This window comes from Nostoc sp. CHAB 5715 (assembly GCF_020829685.1).
Lineage (GTDB): Bacteria > Cyanobacteriota > Cyanobacteriia > Cyanobacteriales > Nostocaceae > Nostoc.
The window spans coordinates 1-2,423 of record NZ_JAIVFR010001053.1 but is presented as its reverse complement, the minus strand read 5'-3'; the positions used below and the strand labels follow the sequence as shown (position 1 = coordinate 2,423).

The 2,423-nt window shown below is 40.9% G+C and carries 2 protein-coding genes and 2 pseudogenes; 2 read left to right on the top strand and 2 right to left on the bottom strand.

Annotated elements, in window-relative coordinates; all coding sequences use genetic code 11:
* Positions 1–124: pseudogene (locus LC574_RS35715) on the top strand (sugar ABC transporter permease); the annotation flags it as partial.
* Here the strand turns inward: LC574_RS35715 and LC574_RS35710 are convergent.
* Positions 117–251, bottom strand: a pseudogene (locus LC574_RS35710) (30S ribosomal protein S2); the annotation flags it as partial. The pseudogenes LC574_RS35715 and LC574_RS35710 sit on opposite strands and share 8 nt — an antisense overlap.
* A gap of 237 nt (positions 252–488) precedes the next feature.
* Here LC574_RS35710 and LC574_RS35705 point away from each other — a divergent pair.
* The gene (locus LC574_RS35705) at positions 489–1,409 is read left to right on the top strand and encodes a hypothetical protein (RefSeq protein WP_229458353.1); all 921 of its coding nucleotides are present in this window, start codon (positions 489–491) and stop codon (positions 1,407–1,409) included.
* 667 nt (positions 1,410–2,076) lie between these two features.
* Here the strand turns inward: LC574_RS35705 and LC574_RS35700 are convergent.
* Positions 2,077–2,423: M1 family aminopeptidase (locus tag LC574_RS35700; RefSeq protein ID WP_229458352.1), on the bottom strand; the 347-nt coding region annotated here is incomplete at its 5' end.

Sequence of the window (2,423 nt, the reverse complement as noted above, 5' to 3'; positions counted from 1 at the left end):
GGCGATGATTGCAGTGTTTTTTGCTGATTTTTGGAAAACTACGCCGTTTATCAGTATCCTGTTGCTAGCTGGGTTGCAGTCGATATCACAAGACCTCTATGAAGCTTACTCGGTCGATGGGGCAAATCAATGATGTGAATCCCGTTTTTCTCCATAAAGATATACGGAGCCATTCTCGGATCCCATTTACGGGTAAGGTGACCGAAGTGAACACCTGCATCTAATAGATCTTTGTACTGAATCTGTGCCATTGCGATAGTTTTTTAAAAGTAAATATCAGCCCCAACTCTAAAGACGGGCTTGGAGTAGCGCTCAGTCTTGCCACTGCACTCGCAAAAGAACAAGGCAAGCTACAAAACGATTACCAAGTTTCAGTCAATAATAATCCAGAAGCCCCCGCCGGACAGTATGGAGTAGAGAAGCATGTCCAAAAACCTGAAGGAGTAGCATACGCATCCGCCGAACACGCATTTAATCACCAAAAGCAGTTGTATCCATCAGCTGATGAATACAAGTTAATGGTAGAAGTGCTTCAGGCTAAACTCGAACAACACCCCCGGCTAACTGAGGCGATCGCCAAACGCGGAGGAACTGAATGGCTGGAAAACTGTACGGCAGTTGCAACAACGGGGGAAATCCCACGCCAGTCGCCTCTCCTATCGGAGACGCTGCGCGAACAAGTCGGGGAACCCGATCACAGCGCTGGCTCCGCAACGCACCGCCTCAGTAATATAACTAACGCTCAGGCTCAACAGCAGTGGGAAGGTAAGGGTAAAGAATCCGCATTTATTCAAGCCCTCAGCGAAACATATACCAATGTAGTTGAAAAGTCACAACAAACTACAGTACAAACCCAGCAGGAAAAGTCCGAACAGACTGATCGTCCGCTAACAAATCCACTGTCCAAACTCGAACCTATAAACGCTGCCGTCGCTGAACACATGAAAAAAGATATTGCGATGGCACAAATAGCTACCCAGTTTATCGGTAAATCAGCTGCGCCCCCCGAAACACCTTCAAGCACTCGGAATTACGAGCAAGCATGGGGAGAACGCGCCAACACAGGAAATTACTCGAAAGACGACATCATTATGGTATCCGGGTCTGGCCCGTGGCGCGGAGTGACAAGCGAGCGAATTGCTCAAACTTTTGAAAATCACTACAAATCTTTACTTAATAAAGCAATAGAAGCGAAAAGCTCTTTCATAGTCGGAAATGCACAAGGAAGTGACCAATTAGTTCAAAATTACCTTCAAGAAAAAGGGTACAAGGTAGAACAAACTTCCCAAAGATACGCTGTATTTAATTCTGTAGAAAATGCCCTAATTAGTACCAACACTATTTCTTCCAATACACAAGTATTACATAACTCGTTTATTGCTAAAGGAATCACCACAGATAAAGGATAAATGGCAGACCATGTTATAAAATACTGTTTCCAACGGGCAGGAACCTTTGGCTTCTCACTATCTGGGTTAAATAGAAAGTCCAATCCGCTCTTAATAACATAATTATCATCTTTAGCGAATAGTGTGGCTGCCTTTTCAATCAGTCTTTCTCTTTGCGGAGATTCCATCCAACTTTTAAGGTTTAATATTGTGTTGAAGCGGATGATTACCGTATAAACAAATGTCAAACCTTGAATCGGTCGAATAATTTGCCAATCAACAAATCCTGTTGAGCTTTTGCACATTGGACTGATTTCGTTAAGCCATTCCTCGTAATCTTGTTCTTTACCCTTTATGATATGATGTGTAATTACTACTGATGCTCCCTGATCCTCCATAGATTTTGTTATTAATATTTTAAATTAAACGAAGCCCGGGTTTAGCGTTTCCAAACTCTCAAATATACACATGTTTTTGATTTACCCAAAAGACAATGGGGCTTTAAAAAGTTTCTTTTAAGCCATTGTATCAGAGTGGGTTAGTAGGGGAGGTGATTAAATCGGTTTCCAATTCAGATCCTTAGGCTCGTCTTTATCAGGCATTCCCAAAACAAACGCGACAAATATCATAATGTCCTGGTTCTTCATTTAATATTTTGACCCACCGCAGTGAAAATTTACGGATATATCTATTCAACACTTAATGGCTCAATCTTTTTAAATAACGTATCTATTTTAGAATGAAGAGATGAGTTTGTTGACCGGTATAGTTCATCTAAAAAATCTGTTGAAACAGGTTTTGGATTGGGGTATTTATGCTTTTCAATAAAATTTCTCAGCACTTCATTTAATTTTTGTTCACCTATCAGTTCACTTAATAAATACATCACAACCACTCCTTTTGAATAAGATATATGAGTTTCTCCTGGCTGAACCTTGTACAATGGCTGTTCTATTGAAAAGCCTTTGCTATTGGTATAAATGTCGAGGTTCATTTTTATCCGATCCAGCATTTTTTCCTTTCCATACATTTTTT